This is a genomic window from Pseudomonas sp. TAE6080, from assembly GCF_018732265.1.
Taxonomy (GTDB): domain Bacteria; phylum Pseudomonadota; class Gammaproteobacteria; order Pseudomonadales; family Pseudomonadaceae; genus Aquipseudomonas; species Aquipseudomonas brenneri.
This window is the reverse complement of record NZ_JAHIDY010000005.1, coordinates 90,238-107,807: the sequence shown is the minus strand read 5'-3', so window position 1 is coordinate 107,807 and position 17,570 is coordinate 90,238. Positions and strand designations below refer to the sequence as shown.

Below are 17,570 nucleotides of genomic sequence, written 5' to 3'. Positions count from 1 at the left end.
GTTACCAATCCCTCTGGAACATTTTCTTACGTGTGATCCACACAAGACTGTCAGCGATCAGGCGCAGCATTTGGGTTTTCCTCGTTTCGTCGCTGAACTTGTGTATCACTGCCAGAGACGAAAACACCATGACGCTTGTCCATTTGAATACGCGACACGCAGCTCTTTCCCCTCTTGTAGCGCCCCCAGTTGATGCACCTCCCACAATCCAGGGCAAATCCAGCCTGAGGCGGGTGGAAACTGCGGCGCAATCCGTCAGTTCGCAACAAGCCGAGGTGCGGGGAAAGCTGGGGGATCTGGACGAAATGCTCAGGGTGTTGCGCGAACCTAATGCCTTGACGCCTCCCGGCGCTGTCGTGAACAAAAGTTTGTTTCTCAATAAAGACTCACCGCTGATACCGCCGAACGGCTCAACCCAGCCGGGTACGAACCGGCTGGGTAATATGCTCACATTTTATGGCATCGTGCCATCCGCCCCCAACACACCTGCGCAACAGCAAGCGGCGATCAACGCGGTAGAAGATGCCCGTAGTGAAGTAGCCCTGGGCCTGGATAATGCCTCCAGCGATGTGGATAGCTTGTTGCAAAAGAGCAATGACCCAGCCATCTCTGCATGGGTCGCCGCGCAGGAGACCAAGCATAAGAAACCCTTGCTCAGCCTGTTAACCGAAGGGCTTTCCCCGCAGACCCTTGAAAAAGCCCAGAACACACCGGCGGCGGTGCTGGAACTGATACTCAAATCGCCCAAAGCCAATGAACTGATTCAACAACTGTTGAGAACCCTGGGCGGAGCCGAATTCCCGTTGGATGGCATCATTACGCCTGGGGTCAAGGTCAAATTGTTGCTCAAGGCCCTGACCCTGAGCCTGGACCCGTTGCAAGGGCGCAAACCTGGGCATATTGCCGGCTTTGACCCGGCGTCGAGTGAGCATTGGAACCAAGGCTACCCGGCCATCAAGTCCGAGTTCAGGCAGCACCTGGTTGGTTCAAGGCAGTTGTCCAACGACCAGGCGTATCTGGCGGCCTATATCCTGCAGCCCCAGTTCCCGGCCGACTTTGCCGTCCGTGATGTACCGCCAGACCTGCGTTACCAGGGATCGGCGGTGTGGGTGAACTTCAAGCACGGTGTCAGACTGGCCGAAGCGATTGAGCGAGGCTCTGCGCAGCGCATGAGCTTTCAGGCGCTGGTTGACCTGCCAGGCAAGTTCAGCGGGCAAGCGACCACAGACGAACAGTGGGCGCTTATTGCGTCAACCCGTATCCCGGCGACGTTGGATTGGGCGGTGGCGCAAGGATTGCTCCCACAAAAACAGGATTACTCGCAGGAGGAGATCAATTTTGCAGTAACCGCACTTGATGCGCACGTCGAGACGGTGGTGTCGGCAACCCAGCAATTAGCAACCGATGTACCACTGCGCAAGGATTTTTTCGAGCGCATGCAGAAGGGCACTTCACGCACTGAAGTGCTGAGCCTGTTCAGCCCGCTTTTCCTTCTGTACAGGCATCTCAATGGCGAGAAAATCACACCGGCCGAGATCAGCTATCAATACCCTGTCTATGATGAGGCCACGTTCAAAAAGACGTTCGACCAGTACCTGACGGATACAAAAACAGCCTACGGGAAGCTGATCACCGGCCATTTGTCCCAACTCCCGCTAAAAGACCGCAGAGCCATCGAGCAGGGTGATGTCACGGTATATGCACTCAGGACAAGATCCAACTCCGCCAAGGAGACCGATGACGAGAAAAAGGCAGCCGTCACACGTCCAGCGTTTATTCTCAAGGCGGTGCATGAGGGTGAGACAAACTACTACGAAATGAATCCGGTCAAGGGTATTGCCCGGCGCCGTGACGACTTGAAACCGATTCTGGAGTCCTATAACCCAGCCGATAAAAGCTATGGCAAAGACTTCATTTCGATTGAGCACTCCGATGACGGTGTACCTTCCGAAGAATTGGTTGTCCGCGACACTCGCGCAGATAGCAGGGCAGAGTTCAAGAAAAGGTGGACGGCCTATAAATCAGGCAAAGGTCCCAGACCTCCCAATTTCTCTATCGTTGTCCCACAACAGCTCGCTCACTTTTCGGCATCTGCCACCGCCTCTAAAAGCGCCGTGCCACACACCATCACTTCCGAACGCTCTGCGGCCATTGCAAAGACCGCTACTGATGACCTGTTCTATGTCGATACAGACAGATTGAAAGAATGGGCCGAGTCCGACCCTGAGCGAGAAAGTGCAGCACAGAAAAACGATGAGGCGTTCTGGGACCGTGTCAAAGGTACTGCGCAGATGGTCATTCCGTTCTGGAGTGGCATTGAAAGCCTCGTCAAGGGGGATACCAAACAGGGTATTTTGGATCTCGTTGGCGATGGGCTGTCTACGTTTACCGGCCCTGTGGGAAAATTCGCTGCAGGCTCGGTGCGCTTGTTTTCTACCGCAGGCAAGATCGGAGTGCGCGCACTGCTGCCTAAGTTTGGCTCGCTGGTAAAGAAATTTGCGGTTTCTACGGTTCGCAATCTCAACCCCCTTGATCCCGTGATGCCTGCACTGAGTAGCAGTGGGAACAGGCTGCTGAAGTTCGGGGGCGCGCACCTGCAAAATGTTCAGGCTGGCATTGCCCAGTTCAAAAAAAACGCCGTGCTTAAATTGCCCGGACGAGGGCGTTACGACATATCCCCAAAAATCCCCCTGACCCCCAGGCCTGTTGCCCAGGGACAGACCCTGCGAGTGCCCGAAGGTATTTCCAGTGACCAGACACGCGTGTTGAACCGGCGCAAGCATAGCGATGTGGTGGTCGGCGATGATGTCTACCGCTACAACCCGGACAAACCCGAAAGCCTGGTCAAACTAGGCGGATCTGAGGATACAGGGCCGTTTGAAGGGTTTGTGCTGACCTGTGGCGCCGGGGGGCGCCGCCACAAGCGCGACCTCAACGACCTGTGTTACACCAAGCAGATCGATCCTGGCGGCACGCCGGTGTTCCAGGACGCTCAGGCCCTGGAGCATCGCCGCCTGATTCCGGGGGCAGGGCAGGCGAAAGGTCCGCGCACGGTCATTCACGAGCATCGTCGTTACCGCGTCAATGAAGCGGGCAATCAAGAACTGCTGCCGATGGCGAGCACACAACCTGTGACCTACAAGGACCGTACCACTGGCGCCGTGCTCAATGAGCCGGATTTTGGTTATGACGATTTTGGTGTGCCTCGGACGATCAACCAGGAAACGCTCGTGATCAAAATGGATGCGATCAGCGATTTGAGCAATGACCAGCGTGTTATCAGGGGTTTTAAGATCAGCCACAACAATCGGCAATACGTGGTGGTCGAGGCTGATACCGGCGTTCATTACTATGCCGAACTGAACGGCAACGGCCAGCTCGATTTTCACCGCATGACCCGTAGTGATCCGCTGGACGTTCAATTCATCAAGCAGTACGACCAATACAAGGATGTCTATGGCTTTGTGGCGCAAGGTCTTCCAGACAATCAGTTGGTGGTACTGCCTAGCCTTGACAGCCTGGTCAAGAAGATCGTTGCTGATGAGCCCATGTCGCCTGCGGAAATGGACCATCTTGCCAACGTATTGAAGGGGCTTTCCCCCGAGAAACAGCGCGAAGTCCTGATGGGGGTGTATGCGACTGGGAATAATCCCGGGCATGTGGTGGTCGCGGCAAAACCGGTGCGGCTCGCGCCGATCAAGAAACAGGCTGACTTTGCCCAACTACCGGCTGAACAGCAGAACCGTTTATATGCTGAGGGGGGCAGGAAAGCGGTTGACGAGCAGTTCCAGGCGACGGGCATCAGATCTGCCAATCAACAGGTCCTAGGTCTTGCGGGGGAGGTCACGCGCAGCCAGACTGCGTCGGAAATGGTGGGTTGGCTTTATACGCGCACGGGCGCGTCCAACTATTCCGAAACGGTCCTGAAGACCGGGGCCGGCAACTGTGACCAAATGGCCAAGGTGGCTGTTGATACGATCAATACCAGTGGTGGCCATGCGCGGATCGCACAGGTCAAGGGCCATACGTTCGCGGTCATCGGCGGGCCTCCAGGCCAGCCTCGGAGCAAAGGCTTCGTCGGGCCGGAGTGGGATGAGGCATGGGTCGTCGACCCTTGGGCCGGTATCACCTGCCGAGCGGTGGATTATCCGGCCCAGTTCAAGGCGCGGATGCAGGAGTGGAGTCTGTCGGGCCGGCGCATCATGATCGGCGATGGTGGGACACCGCCACAGTCGGTATGGAGCGACCCCATGGAGCCACACTGGATCAATGCCACCGTCTACGGCGAGGCCCAAGTGTTCCAATAATCAGTCGGCGGCCATCCTGGCGCCCAGGTACAGCAGGGGACATCGCTGCATCAGATCCGCTGCTGTGCTTGTACCTCGTTAGCAACAGCCGCAAAGGGCTGCCACTGTCAGAACTCACAGGTATGAACCCGTTACAGGAACACAATCTCGTACGGCTCCCGCATCCGCTCCAGCAGCACCGCAGGCATCATCGGCGCCAGGCCGATCAGCGGATCGCCGAGCAACTGGGTGGCGTAGGCATGGGCCGCGTGGCGTTTGCGCGCCACGCTCCAGGTGTCGAGGCGTACCTTGCGCGCGCACTGCCAGGGCATCCGGCCGGCGTCGCGGGCGGGCCAGTGCCAGGCCCAGATCGGCAACTCCAGCAGGCGCGCCCCTGTTAGCGCACAGGCGATGGCAGTGGCGCGGCCAACGGCATCGTGGTCGTCATTGCCATCATTGCGCCAGGTGGTAAACACGGCATCGCCGGGTTGCAGGTAACGCGCGATAAATTGGCTCAAGAGCTGTTCGCGGCCCGCCAGGGCATTGTCACAAAAGCCACCGCGAATCCACTTCAGGCTGTGCAAGGGCAAGCCGAGGCGGCGCAGGGCCTCGACACTTTCCTGGGGGCGAAACACGCTCAGGCGCTGGGCTGACCACTGGTTGGAACCCGGATGGCTGGCACTGCCGTCGGTAACGGAGATCAACTTCAAGGGATAATCCAGGGTACTGAGCAGTTGCAGCAAGCCGCCGCAGGCCAACACTTCGTCACCTGGATGAGGGGCGACCACCACCACCCGCGAGCCGGGAGGTACCAGTAGGGAAGGGCTAATGGTGGGGATTTGCGCCAATTGCGGCGCACTGTTCCAGATCTGCGCCGACGTGCGGCGACCGTCGTTTAAAGTGGCGGGTTTGATCAATGTCACGTCCTTGTCCTGATGATGCAGGTCGTATCCCGTTGACGGGTCGACTCTCCTTTTTGTCGCACTGGCGCAAGGCTCGTGCGGCACGCTGGCGTTCCGAATCCTGGATTGCCAAGCATGAGTATTGTTCATAGCCCGGGATTCGTCGCGCCGTCTGCGGGCAAAATCGTATTTTTTTCAGGGGGCCTGCTGCAGCTCGAACAACAGCAGCGAGCGCCCGGTCACTGCATATTCGTGATCAAACTCGAAACGCTCCTGGCCGTGTACCGCTGGCTGGTTGGTGTCGACCATGCAGGTCCAGAAGCCACCATCCGGCACCTGGGGCAAGCGAAAACTCACCAGGTCATGGTGCGCATTCACTACCAGCAACAGGGTAGCATCGGCTCCTGGCCGGCGAATTCCGGTTTCCTGAGCTCGGCCATCCATCAGCATCCCCAGGCAACGGCCCTGGCTGTCTTGCCACTGTTCAATGGTCATTTCGTTGCCATCGGGGGCCAGCCATGTCACGTCCTTGACCCCGATGTCTTCGTTGTAGTCGCCCACCAGGAAGCGCCCGCGACGCAGGATCGGGTAGGCCAGGCGCAGTTTGATCAGGCGCTTGACGAAGGTGAGCAGGGACTTGCCATCTTCATCCAGGTCCCAATTGACCCAGCCGATTTCGCTGTCCTGGCAGTAGGCATTGTTGTTGCCGTGCTGGGTGCGGGCGAACTCGTCACCGGCCACCAGCATCGGCGTGCCCTGGGCCAGCAGCAGGGTGGCGAAGAAATTACGCATCTGGCGCAGGCGCAACGCGTTGATCTCGGGATCGTCGGTGGGGCCTTCGACACCATGGTTCCATGACAGGTTGTTGTTGCTGCCGTCCTGATTGTTTTCGTCGTTGGCTTCGTTGTGCTTGTCGTTGTAGGACACCAGGTCGTGCAGCGTGAAGCCATCGTGGGCGGTAATGAAGTTCACCGAGCTGTAGGGGCGGCGCCCGCGCTGGTTGAACATCTCGCCAGAGGCGGTCATACGCCCGGCAAAATCGGCCAGTTGGCCGTCATCGCCTTTCCAGAAGGCGCGCACGGTGTCGCGAAAACGGTCATTCCATTCCACCCAGCCGGGCGGGAAGTTGCCCACCTGATAACCGCCGGGGCCCACATCCCAGGGCTCGGCGATCATTTTCACCTGGCGCAGCACCGGGTCCTGGCGGCAGGCCACAAGGAAACTGTGACGCTCGTCGAAACCATCGTGATAACGCCCCAGAATCGTCGCCAGGTCAAAGCGAAAACCGTCGACATGCATCTCCGTGGCCCAGTAACGCAGGGAGTCCGTGACCATTTGCAGCACACAAGGATGGCTCAGGTCCAGGGTGTTGCCGGTGCCGGAGTCGTTGATATAGAAGCGCTTGTCGTCGGGCATCAAGCGGTAGTACGAGGCATTGTCGATGCCACGCATGGACAGGGTCGGGCCTTGCTCGTTGCCTTCGGCGGTGTGGTTGTAGACCACATCGAGGATCACCTCCAGCCCGGCTTCGTGCAGGTGCGCGACCATTTCCTTGAACTCGGCGATCTTGCCGCTGGCCAGGTAGCGTGGATCCGGGGCAAAGAAAGCGATGCTGTTGTAGCCCCAATAGTTAGTCATGCCTTTGTGCAACAGGTGCTGGTCATTGACGAAAGCATGGACCGGCAGCAACTCCACCGACGACACGCCCAGTTGGCGAATGTGCTTGAGCACATCGTCGACCATCAACCCGGCGCAGGTACCGCGTACGATCTCTGGGACAGAGGGGTGGCGCATGCTGATGCCGCGCAGATGGGTCTCGTAGATGATGGTGCGATCCCAGGGCGTACGCACTGGTTGGTCGTTGCCCCAGGTATGGGCCGGGTCGATGACCTTGCATTTGGGCACGAAGGGCGCACTGTCGCGCTCATCAAAACTCAGGTCGGCATCCGGGTGGCCGATGGTGTAGCCAAACAACGCTTCGGACCATTTGAGTTCGCCGACCAACTGCTTGGCATAGGGGTCGATCAGCAATTTATGGGGGTTGAAACGATGGCCGTTGCCAGGGTCGTACGCACCGTACACGCGGTAGCCATAGATCAGCCCCGGGTGGGCGTCGGGCAAGTAGCCGTGGAAGGTCTCGTCGGTGTATTCCGGCAGTTCGATCCGCTCCAGCTCGACTTCGCCGGTATCGTCGAACAGACACAGCTCGACCTTGGTGGCATTGGCCGAGAACAGCGCGAAGTTGACCCCCAGACCGTCCCAGGTCGCGCCGAGGGGGAAGGGCAGACCTTCACGAATCCGCGACGGCTCGGTAATGGGTGTCTTGCTCATAGCGTTGCTCCTGCAAGGTTTTTTCAGGCCGAATGGGGCCGTGCTGACATCGGCTCAGGTAAACAGTTGAGCTTTTTGTAGACGCCGGCTGGCCGGCGTCTACAGGAGAGTGCTCAGCCGGCTGGCTTGCGCGGGGCTCGTGGCTTTTTGGCGACGGCGGGTTTTTCTGCGACCGGTTTTGGCTTGGCCTTGGTAGCTGCCTTGGGCTTGCTGGGGGTCAACGCTTCGGCTTCGGCCAATTTGCGGGCCATTTCCCAATGGCGCGCTTCCTGGCCTTCGGGCTTACCTTCGGACTCCCAGATCTGATACGCAAATTCACGAACGCGTTTGTCTTCGGTGCTCATCGCAATGCTCCTCACAGAAAATTTCAGCTTTCTTGATCGTCAGAATGGATAAAGACATTCACCGGGACATCCCCCAGGGCAGCGCTGACCATTAGCTCCTTGTTGGGTGTGACTGCGCCTGTCTGCAAAAGTCCCTTCCAGTTTTGCAGCGTGGCGTCGAACGGTAATGTGACCCGGGTATCGCCCCAAACTTGCGCATCCACCCGGGGTTTGGCGCTGCTTTCAAGCAGGGCGTGGGCCCAGCGTGGCACCACCACCAACAGCCACTGGCCCTGATACTCACGACTGAAGGCAACAACCCGTTGGGCATGTCGGCCCAACACCTCCAGCGGTTCATAGCGGCCCCTGGCAAACAGCAGCGGGTGGGCCTTGCGCAGGTTCAACACCTGGGCAATCAGCGCCTGCTTCAAGTGCCCATCACGCCAGCGCTCAAGCAAGGCCTGTGGCTCTGCCGCAAGTGCCCGTTGGCGGACGCTGAAATCCACTGCCTGCCGGTTGTCCGGGTCCACCAGGCTCAAGTCCCAGAATTCATCGCCCTGGTACAGGTCCGGCACGCCTGGCACGGTGATACGCAGCAAGGATTGCGCCAGCCCGTTCAAGGCGCCGGCGGGGGCGATGGCCTCGGCTGCGGCGTGGATCGCCGTACGCAAGGCTAAACCGGACGGTTCGAGCAACAAACGGGAGAGGAAGGCTTCGACACCCTGCTCATAGATCTCGTTGGGTGCGCTCCAACTGCTGTGCAGTTTGGCTTCACGCAGGGCTTTTTGCTGCCACTGCCAGAGGCGCTGTTGATAGCCACGGGGGGCCTGAAGATCCAGGTCCAGGGGCCAACTGCCCAGCAGCACCTGATAGAGGATCAGTTCATCGCCTGCCGAAGGAACAGCCGGATCATCGCGCAAGAGCAACGCCAGCCTACGCCACTGTTGCACCTGCTCGGCATACCACGGCGCACACTCACTAAGCACCGCCAGCCGCGCGCGGCTGTCTTCGCCGCGTTTGTGGTCGTGGGTGGCGGTGGCCAGCAAGTTGTCGGGAGAGGTTGCCAGGCGCTGGCGGTTGGCGGCATGGAAGTCGGCCAGGGGCGCGCTGAACTGTTCGGTATTGAAGCCCACATCGTTGCGCGAGAGCAGTACCGCCGAGCGATAGAGGGCGGTGTCTTCCACGGCCTTGGCGGCCGCCGGCGAGGTCAGTTGCTGGAAACGCACACAGGCATGCTTGAGGATCTTGCGCGGCTGCCCCACAGGGCGATCACGCCAGGGTTGGCCGCCGAGCCACTGTTGCAGGTAGTCGAGTACCGGCCAGTCGGCTTCGCTCAAGGTCACGCGGGCGCCGGCCAGGGCTTGCTGGAACACGGCCTCGTCTGTGGCGCTACGGCCGCAGGCGCTGATATAGGTGCGGTAGACCGGGAAGTGCACGACCAGTGCCTGCAAGGCGCGACGGATCGCGCCCAGGGTCAGGTCACGGCTCATCACGTCCGCACGGGCCACTTGCAGCAGGGCCTGGGCCACGCTTTCAAAATCCCCGGCCAGGGAGCCGTTGAGGATTTGCTGGCGGGCCAGCCAGGCTTCTTCGATAAAGGCCGAGGGCCGTTCGCTGACCCCGCTCCAGAGTTGGCTCAACGCCTCGAAGCCCTGGGGATCATGCTGCAGCAGCGACACCTGGTTCATGAATTCATAGCCGGTGGTGCCGTCTACCCGCCAGTCTGCGGGTAGGGTTTCGCCGGCGCCGAGGATCTTTTCGACAAAGATCGGCAAATGCCGGCCTGGCGACAATGCATCCACGCGCCGGCGCAACTTGCGGCAGTAGCCACGCGGGTCGGCCAGGCCATCGATGTGGTCGATGCGCAGGCCATCCACCAGGCCCTCGCTGATCAGCTGGAAAATCTTGTGGTGAGTGGCCTCGAAGACCGTAGCCCGCTCCACCCGCAGGCCACCCAGCTCGTTGACGTCGAAAAAACGTCGCCAATTGATGTCATCTGCCGCCGTGCGCCAACTGGCCAGGCGATAGGCTTGCTGTTCCAGTAATTGATGCAGGCGCGAAAAACCTTCGGGCTGGCGCGCATCAAACCCGCCCAGGGCGTGTTCGATGGCCGCCAGGATCAGTGGGTCGCAAGCCTGCTGCATCAGTTCTTGTTTCAGGCTGGCCGCCAAGGGCCAGGCATCGGCCTGATAGGCCAGGGCACTGAAGCGATCGGCCAGGTCTTTGAGGGCAGGATGGGCGCGCAGGATATCGCCGTAGTCGCTGGGGCAGATCGGGAAGCGGTGTTCGTAGTGCTCGACAAAAAAACGGCCTTGGGCCTGGTCAAAACGCAGGGGCAGGGTGCCGTTTTGCAGGGCCTCGCCGTAGTCGCTGCCGAGGAAGGGCATCAACAATTGGCCCTTGAGCAGCGGGTCCGGGGAGTGCCACTGGATATCAAAGAATTCGCTGTAGGGGCTCAGGCGCCCCCATTCCAGCAGGTCCAGCCACCAGGGGTTGTCGCTGCCGCCGACGGCCATATGGTTGGACACGATATCGAGAATCAGGCCCATGTCGTGGGCACGCAGGGTCGCCACCAGGCGGCGCAGCGCCGGTTCGCCACCCAGTTGCGGGTTGACGGTGGTCGGGTCGACCACGTCGTAGCCATGCATGGAACCGGCGCGGGCCTTGAGCAGGGGCGAGGCATACAGGTGGCTGATGCCCAGGCTGGCGAAATACGGCACCAGCGGCACTGCATCATCCAGGGTAAAACCCTGGTGAAACTGCAGGCGCTGGGTGGCCCGTAACGCGATGCTGTTCACTGGTCACGTTCCAGGGCTTGATTGCGCGCCACCGCCAGCAGCTCCAGGCGCCGGGCTGCGTTGTCGTCATCGAGCAGGCCGGCGGCATCCCCCGGCAGGCGCCGCCGCCAATTGGGATGGGTATCGAGGGTGCCGGGCAGGTTGGCTTGCTCTAGGATGCCCAGGGCATCCTCCAGGGGCAGCAACACCAGCGGCGCACGGGTGTGGCCGAGGTAGCGCACGCTGGCATCGAGCATCTGGTCGGTTTCGTTGCGCAGTTCATCGCGAAAGTTCTGCGGGTCCTGGGCCAGGGCCTGGCGCAGTGCCTGGCGTTCACGCTGACGGTGTTCACTCCAGTGCTCTAGCGTCGGTGTGTCGATCAGCCCCAGTTGCACATTCCAGTCGATATCGCGACTGTGCCACCAACCGTTAAGCGTCGGCAGGTCGTGAGTGCTGGTGGTGGCCAGGGCGTTATCCGGCCAGTCGAGGATCGGTGTAAATCGCCCGCCATGGTCCTGTTCGAACAACAGCACACGCATGCCGAGCATCGCGCGGGCGCTGAGTTTTTCCCGCAGGCCCTCGGGTACTGTGCCCAAGTCTTCGCCCAGTACAATCGCCTGGTGCCGGCTGGATTCCAGGGCCAATAGCCGCAGCAGGTCATCCACCGGGTAATACAGGTACGCACCGTCTTTGGGCGAAGCGTTCCGGGGAATCACCCACAGCCGTTGCAGGCCCATCACATGATCGATACGCAGGCCGCCGGCATGGGCGAAATTGGCCCGCAGCATTTCGATAAACGCCCGAAAGCCATTGCGCTTGAGACCCTCGGGGGAGAACGCGGAGATGCCCCAGCCCTGGCCGGCACGGTTGAGGATATCCGGTGGCGCGCCCACGGTGAGGTCGGCCAGCAGTTCATCCTGGCGACTCCAGGCCTGGCTGCCGGCGCCATCGGCGCCCACGGCCAGGTCGGCAATCAGGCCGATACCCATGCCACTGCCACGCGCAGCGTGTTGCGCGCGCGCAAGGCAACGGGCAATCAGCCATTGGCTGAAGGCGTAGAAGCCAATGGCATCGCCTTGCTCGACAGCAAATTGTGCCAGCGCGGCACTGCCAGGATCACGCCAGTCCTCGGGCCACTGGCGCCAGTCAAGGCTTTCACCATTGGCGGCGCGCTCGGCTTGCACGGCTTCGAAGCGGCAATGGTTTTCCAAGGCCTCGCCACCGGCCTGGCGGAAACTCAGGAAGTCAGCCTGCTGCGGGTGTTCGCCCTGCCGAAAATCTTCATACAGGGCACGCAGCAGGCGCTGCTTGGCCTTGGCGGCGGCCGGCCAGTCGATCAGGCTTTGTTGCTCAAGCGCTTGCAGCTCATCGGCCAGTCCGCTGGATTCGATGGCACTGAGCGACGCCCGTTCACCGAGGATGCAACCGGGGGAGGCATACAGGCTATTGAGGAACAGGCGACTGGACGGTGAATAGGGGCTATAGCGCTCGGTATCGGCACTGAACATCGCGTGCAACGGGCTGATTGCCAGGGCGTCGACACCTCGTTCTGCGGCAGCGCGGGCCAATTGCTCCAGGGCCTGGGTGTCGCCAAACCCGCCATCGCCGCTGCGGCGCAAGGCATACAACTGGACACTCAGGCCCCAGGCACGGGCGGGTTGGCTGTCCACCGCCTCGGCGACGCTGAAACACTGATGGGGGGCAACGGCCAGGGTGAAGGACTGGTCGGCGATCTGCACCCGGTGGTAGCCCACGGGCAGGGCGCCGGGCAGGACGGCCTCGGTATCCAGCTCAAGATTGAGGCTGCTGCCGTCCTCCAGATGAGCCTGGCACGGCGTGCCGGGGGCGAAGTAAGCAGCCAGGTCCAGGCCGGCGCCTACGTCCACGGTCAACAGCGGCGCCAGGTGCCTGTCTTGCTGCTCGCGCTCCAGGGCTTGCAGGCTGGAGGCGATGGCGGCGTCGGTGTCGGCGGGGTGGCCTAGGCCTTGGAGCACGGCGCGCAACGCGTCGGCACTGACATGCTGCGGGCGGCCGTTGGCGTCGATCCAATCGACCGCCAGGCCCGCACGGCTGGCGAGTATTTCCAGTTGCGCTTCGCTCAAGAGTGCTCTCCAACAGAGGATGAGGTGTCACCCGGCGCCAGGCTGACGCGGGCAGAGAAGGGTGTGAGTAACGCCGGGTCGTTGCTGGTACTGAACAGCTCGCTGATGCCTGCCGGATGCAGCAGGACGGTCGGACCCAGGTTGAGGTCGATCTGTAATACGCAGCCATTGCCCAAGCGCCAGCGCGCAGACACTGCGCCCTGGCCCAGGACTTGCGCACCAAGGGCGATGCTGCCGGGCAAGTGGGGCACGATGCGCTGCTGGCGCAGGCCCAGCAATTGGCGATACAACGCAACAGGCGCCTGGCTAAACAGTGGTATGGAGCGGCGAAAGGTCTGCACTGCGTTGGGGTCGGGAATCCGCGCGCGGCGCTCGGGATCGCTGAAGGCGGTGAAGTCGGCAAATTCATTGCGCCGGCCTTCGCGCACGGCCTCGGCCAATTCGCCGTGATGGTCGGTAAAAAACAGGAAGGGTTGTTCGGCATTGACTTCATCGCCCATGAACAGCAGCGGGATCATCGGCGACATCAACAATAGGGTGGTCGCTGCCTGCAACGCCTGGGGCGAACACAGTTGGTGCAGGCGCTCTCCCAGGGCGCGGTTGCCGATCTGGTCGTGATTCTGCAAAAACAGCACAAAGGCACTGGGCGACAAATGCCCGCTGGGCTCGCCACGCTGGATGCCGTGGCGGGTAGTGTCGCCTTGGTAGACAAACCCTTCGCCCAGGCAGCGGGCCAATTTGGCCGTGGGATCGTCGGCGAAATCGGCGTAGTAGGCGTCGGTCTCGCCGGTCAACAGCACATGCAGGGCGTTATGCCCATCATCGTTCCATTGCGCATCGAAGCCTTGCTGCAACAGGCGGGCCTGGTTGAATTCGTTTTCCAGCACCAACCATACGTGGCGGCCTGGATCTACTTGCTCACGTACCCGTTGGGCTAGCTCCTTCAGGAACGCCGGGTCGTTGATGGCATGCACCGCATCCAGGCGCAGGCCGTCGAAACGGTATTCGACAAGCCACATCAGGGCGTTGTCGATAAAAAAGTCGCGCACTTGGCGGCGGCGAAAATCGATCCCGGCGCCCCAGGGGGTGTGGCGGTCTTCGCGAAAAAAGCCTTTGGCATAGCGGCCCAGGTAATTGCCGTCGGGGCCGAAGTGGTTGTAGACCACATCAAGGATCACCGCGAGGCCATGCCCATGGGCACTGTCGATCAAGTGCTTCAACTGATCGGGAGTGCCCAGGGATGCTTGCGGCGCATAGGGCAAGACTCCGTCGTAGCCCCAGTTGCGTTCACCGGGGCATTGGGCCAGGGGCATCAGCTCAATGGCGGTGACGCCCAGCTCTGCCAGGCGCGGCAGGTGCTGCTCCACAGCGGCATAACCACCGAGTATGCCCACATGCAGCTCGTAGATCACCGCTTCATGCCAGGGCCGACCTTGCCAGGAGCCGTGACGCCAGGGGTAGGCCAAGGGATCGACCACCACACTGTCGCCGTGCACGTCCCCGTGCTGCAGGCGTGACGCCGGGTCGGGCACATCCTGCTCGCCATCAATGGTGTAGTGATAGCGGGTGCCGGCCCCGCAGCGCACATGTGCGACAAACCAGCCCTCTGCCTGGGGCTGCATGGGTACTGACTGAGCATTGTGCAGCTCAACGCTGGCATGAGACGCATCAGGCGCCCACAGGGCGAAGCGGGTGTGTTGCGCATCCTGCAGGATCGCGCCGTGGGGCCATGTTGCCAGAGTCCGTAACGGCATCTATCCCGACCTCTTTTAGGCTTTCCCCGACTTGCCCAACGCTTTCGCTACCAGTTGTTCATACAGCTCGGCATAGGGTTCTACCGCCTGGCACCAGTTGAATGGCGCAGCCATGGCCCTGCAGCGCATCGCATTGAGCAGGCCGGGGAAGGCAAACACCTTGAAGGCGCGGGCGAGGGCGGCTTCGTAGCTTTGCACGGTGGATTCATCGAACAGGAAACCGGTCACGCCATCTTCAATGGTGTCAGCCAGGCCACCGGTATTACGCGCCACCGGCAGCGAGCCGAAGCGCTGGGCGTACATCTGGCTCAGGCCGCACGGCTCATAGCGCGAGGGCATTAACAGAAAGTCGCTGCCAGCAAACATGCGGCGGGCGTCGGTTTCGTTAAAACCGATGCGCACGCCGATGCGGCCTGGGAAACGCAGGGCCAGGGCGCGCATGGCCTGTTCTTCCTCCGGTTCGCCACGGCCGATGATCGCAATCTGCCCGCCGTTTTCCACGATAAACGCGGCGACGGCCTCGGTCAGGTCCAGACCTTTTTGGTACACCAGGCGTGACACCACGGCAAACAGCGGGCCGGTGGACGCCTCCAGGCCGAACAACGTGCGGACGTGGCCGGCATTGATGGCCTTGCCTTGCCAGTCACCGATATTGAATGGGTGATCCAGGTGCGGGTCAGTGGAGGACTCCCAGCTTTCATCAATACCATTGGGGATGCCACTGAGCAGGCCTTGCTGGGTCTTGCTGGCGAGGAACCCATCCAGGCCGCAGCCGAATTCGGGCGTGGTGATTTCCCGGGCGTAGGTGGCGCTGACTGTAGTGATATGGCTGGAATAGGCCATACCGGCCTTGAGGAACGACATCTTGCCGTAGAACTCCATGCCTTCCTGTTGCAAGGCATGCTCGGGAATCCCCAGTTCCGGGCACGAGGCCAGGCTGACGACACCCTGGTAGGCCAGGTTATGGATGGTAAACAGCGTGGGGGTGCGTGAACCACGCCAGTGCATGTATGCCGGGGCCAGGCCAGCAGGCCAGTCATGGGCGTGCACCAGGTCCGGGCACCAGTGGATTTGCGCGAGGTTGGCGGCAATGTCGGCGGCCGCCAGGCCCAGGCGGGCAAACCGGATATGGTTGTCGGGCCAGTCGCGACCATTGTTGGCGCCATAGGGTGTGCCTTCGCGCTCGTACAGCTCGGGGCAGATCAACACATAGATGACCAGGCCGTCCTTGAGGTCCATGCGCCCGATCTTGCAGGGCGGCAGCGCCGCATGACCACCGAGCTCGCCGATGATATGGATCGGGTTGTCGCTGTCCAGCACCTGGCGGTAGCCCGGAATCAGCACCCGTACATCGTGCAGGTGCGCCATGGCACGGGGCAGGGCCGCGGACACGTCCCCCAGGCCACCGGTTTTCACCAGATCGGCCAGTTCCGAGGTCACAAACAGGACTTTCTTGCGATTGGGGTTTGGAGACGAGACCGGCCGCACCGTGCCGGGAAGGTCAACCATGCTGGTTGGCCCATCGACCGACTGACTAAAACGCTGTCCCTGAACTCCCGAGGCGGCACTGATCATAATTCTCTCCCATGTGTTGGTCAGCTGAGAGCCAGGCGCCCTCAGCGAAAGTCAACCGCGTCCTGCGGTCACGCGCACTAGCACTGCACAGACTGGCAAGGCTTATGCCAATTGCACCGAACTGATAAATAGATTGGATGGGCGGACGTCCGGCGGGAGCCGGTAGCGTGCGTCCTACCTTAAACCTGACCTGCGGCAGAGTTGGAAAGTTTCGATTTATTGCGGGGGCTTTTGTTCTGATCGTGACCCATCGGTCATCAGTCTAGGACAGACCCCAGAGCCTGCACGGGTTGTCGGAAGGTTTTGTAGGACAATATTTTTTGTAACGTCACCACCCTGTGGCCGGCTTACCGGAGATGAGGTCCTTGGCATCGGCACATGACTCAAGGTCGCTATCGCCGGCAAGCCGACTCCTACAGGGGAATTGCCTCTTGATGGGGCATTGGGTTTGGGTTGCTCGATAGTAGTGCGAGCGGCTACTTAAAGTGATTTATCAGGATGATATATCCATATAAATCAATTAATTAGGAGATATTTATTAGGTTTGACATTAAGTAAGACTGCGCAAACTCTGCCCCGCCGCCCACGCCTGGATATCCTCAATCATCTGCCCGTAGAACTGCCTATAGTTCTGCTCGCTGACATAGCCCACATGGGGCGTAGCCAGAACATTGGGCAAATGGCGAAATGGATGATCTACAGGTAATGGCTCCTGTCCAAACACATCCAGCGCGGCGCCCGCCAAGCGCCCATGGCTGAGCGCGTCGATCAACGCCGCCTCATCGACGATCGGCCCGCGTGCGGTATTGACCAGCCGCGCAGTGGGTTTCATCCAGCCCAGGGCCTGGGCATCCACCAGGCCACGGCTGCGCTCACTGAGCACCAGGTGAATCGACAGCACATCGGCCTGTTCGAACAATTCACGCTTGCTGACCCTGGTCACGCCGGATGCTGCGGCACGCTCGGCAGTGAGGTTCTCGCTCCAGGCAATCACCCGCATGCCGAACACCTGGCCAAACTGCGCCACCCGCTGACCAATGCTGCCCAGCCCGAGGATGCCCAGGGTCTTGCCATGCAGATCGCCGCCCAACCCTTGCTGCCACTGGCCGGCACGCAAGGAGGACGCCTCGGCCAGTAAGTTGCGGGTGGACGCCATGACCAAGGCCCAGGTCAGCTCCGGCGCCGCGTGTTTGTAGCTGTCGGTGCCACAGACCTGAATGCCCAGGGCCCTGGCAGCAGCAAGGTCGATGGCGGCATTGCGCATCCCACCGGTGACCAGCAGCTTGAGGCTCGGCAGTCCTTGCAGCAGCGCCTGGTCGAAGACCGTGCGTTCGCGCATCACGCAAATCACCTCAAAGCCCTGCAAGCGTTCGACCATCGTGGCGGTGTCGGCAGGATAGTCGTGCAAAAAATGCACCTGGCCGATAGCCTCCAGGGTGGACCAATCCACCGCGCCCCGCGCCACGTCTTGCCAATCATCAATGACTGCGATCTGTACCGACATACACCCATGCCTCGCG

At 61.0% G+C, this 17,570-nt stretch carries 9 protein-coding genes; 1 reads left to right on the top strand and 8 read right to left on the bottom strand.

What is annotated here, in order from left to right:
• Positions 1–128 precede the first annotated feature (128 nt).
• On the top strand, positions 129–4,307 hold the full coding sequence (locus tag KL786_RS06110; protein ID WP_215517010.1) for a hypothetical protein: 4,179 nt from the start codon (positions 129–131) through the stop codon (positions 4,305–4,307).
• Positions 4,308–4,438: 131 nt separating this feature from the next.
• On the opposite strand, the gene KL786_RS06105 is transcribed toward KL786_RS06110, so the two are convergent.
• The 8 genes from KL786_RS06105 to KL786_RS06070 form a co-directional block, all read right to left on the bottom strand.
• On the bottom strand, positions 4,439–5,200 hold the full coding sequence (locus KL786_RS06105) for a PIG-L deacetylase family protein (protein ID WP_215517060.1): 762 nt from the start codon (positions 5,198–5,200) through the stop codon (positions 4,439–4,441).
• A 183-nt stretch (positions 5,201–5,383) separates the two neighbouring features.
• The gene (gene glgX, locus KL786_RS06100) at positions 5,384–7,519 is read right to left on the bottom strand and encodes a glycogen debranching protein GlgX (protein ID WP_215517009.1); all 2,136 of its coding nucleotides are present in this window, start codon (positions 7,517–7,519) and stop codon (positions 5,384–5,386) included.
• A 113-nt stretch (positions 7,520–7,632) separates the two neighbouring features.
• Positions 7,633–7,863, bottom strand: coding sequence for a DUF2934 domain-containing protein (locus KL786_RS06095; protein ID WP_215517008.1), 231 nt, complete (start codon positions 7,861–7,863; stop codon positions 7,633–7,635).
• Positions 7,864–7,886: 23 nt separating this feature from the next.
• Positions 7,887–10,640 (bottom strand): malto-oligosyltrehalose synthase, encoded by a 2,754-nt coding sequence (locus KL786_RS06090; protein ID WP_215517007.1) that lies wholly within the window; start codon positions 10,638–10,640, stop codon positions 7,887–7,889.
• The gene (malQ, locus tag KL786_RS06085) at positions 10,637–12,721 is read right to left on the bottom strand and encodes a 4-alpha-glucanotransferase (protein ID WP_215517006.1); all 2,085 of its coding nucleotides are present in this window, start codon (positions 12,719–12,721) and stop codon (positions 10,637–10,639) included. The genes KL786_RS06090 and malQ overlap by 4 nt, the downstream gene beginning before the upstream one ends.
• The gene (treZ, locus tag KL786_RS06080; RefSeq protein ID WP_215517005.1) at positions 12,718–14,475 is read right to left on the bottom strand and encodes a malto-oligosyltrehalose trehalohydrolase; all 1,758 of its coding nucleotides are present in this window, start codon (positions 14,473–14,475) and stop codon (positions 12,718–12,720) included. The genes malQ and treZ overlap by 4 nt, the downstream gene beginning before the upstream one ends.
• 15 nt (positions 14,476–14,490) lie before the next feature.
• Positions 14,491–16,050: a glycogen synthase GlgA gene (gene glgA, locus KL786_RS06075; protein WP_215517004.1), complete on the bottom strand. Its 1,560-nt coding sequence runs from the start codon at positions 16,048–16,050 to the stop codon at positions 14,491–14,493.
• Positions 16,051–16,600: 550 nt separating this feature from the next.
• Positions 16,601–17,554 (bottom strand): D-2-hydroxyacid dehydrogenase family protein, encoded by a 954-nt coding sequence (locus KL786_RS06070; protein ID WP_215517003.1) that lies wholly within the window; start codon positions 17,552–17,554, stop codon positions 16,601–16,603.
• Between the last annotated feature and the right edge of the window lie 16 nt (positions 17,555–17,570).